The 1103-nt window shown below is 69.3% G+C and carries 1 protein-coding gene; it reads left to right on the top strand.

The features are described 5' to 3' along the window. Positions 1-109 precede the first annotated feature (109 nt). Positions 110-1103: IS481 family transposase (locus ACFWY5_RS58005; RefSeq protein WP_379640402.1), on the top strand; the 994-nt coding region annotated here is incomplete at its 3' end.

Here is a 1103-nt window from a genome sequence, read left to right as displayed (position 1 = left end):
TGTACTGACCACGGAGGTTAGGTACAGGGGTTGATCGGTTTGGCATAAGGAAGGGCTTCCGGGTTCGGTGTGGATTGCGAGATCTGCACCGTGAACCAGAAAGCCCTTCATGTCTCACCGTAACGCTCCGCTGACCGAGCTCGGACGCCTGCGCCTGGCCCGCTGCATCGTCGAGGACGGCTGGCCGCTGCGCCGGGCCGCCGAACGCTTCCAGGTCGCCGTCACCACAGCCCGGCGCTGGGCCGGCCGCTACCGAACCCACGGCGTCGCGGGCATGAGCGACCGCTCCAGCCGCCCGCACCACAGCCCGGCCCGCCTGCCCACCCGCACCGAACGACGCATCATCAAAGTCCGGGTGCTGCGCCGATGGGGACCGGCCCGCATCGGCTACCTGCTCGGCCTGCACCCCTCCACCGTGCACCGCGTCCTGACCCGCTACCGGATGACCCGCCTGCGCCACCTGGACCGGGCCACCGGCCGGACCATCCGCCGCTACGAACACGCCCAGCCGGGCGACCTCATCCACGTCGACATCAAGAAACTCGGCAACATCCCCGACGGCGGCGGCCACAAGATACACGGCCGGGCCACCGGCAGCCGCAACAGCGCCGCCCACCGCGACCCCGCCCGCCCCCGCACCACACCCGGCCGCGCCAACCTCGGCTACGGCTACCTGCACAACGCCGTCGACGACCACTCCCGCCTGGCCTACACCGAGATCCTGCCCGACGAGACCAAGGAAAGCGCCGTCGCCTTCTGGCAACGCGCCCACGCCTACTTCACCCACTGCGGCATCACCATCCACCGGGTACTGACCGACAACGGCTCCTGCTACCGCTCCCACCTCTGGCGCGACACCCTGCACACGGCCGGCATCACCCACAAACGCACCCGCCCCTACCGCCCCCAGACCAACGGCAAAGTCGAACGCTACAACCGCACCCTGCTCGAAGAATGGGCCTACGCCCAGCCCTACACCAGCGAGGCCGACCGCCGCCAAGCACTCGGCCCCTGGCTACACGCCTACAATCACCACCGCGGCCACACCGCACTCGGCGGCCAACCACCCGCCAACCGCGTACCTAACCTCTCAGGACAGAACA

It is taken from the genome of Nonomuraea sp. NPDC059007, from assembly GCF_042740555.1.
Classification (GTDB): Bacteria; Actinomycetota; Actinomycetes; order Streptosporangiales; family Streptosporangiaceae; genus Nonomuraea.
This window is presented reverse-complemented; position numbering and strand designations above follow the sequence as displayed.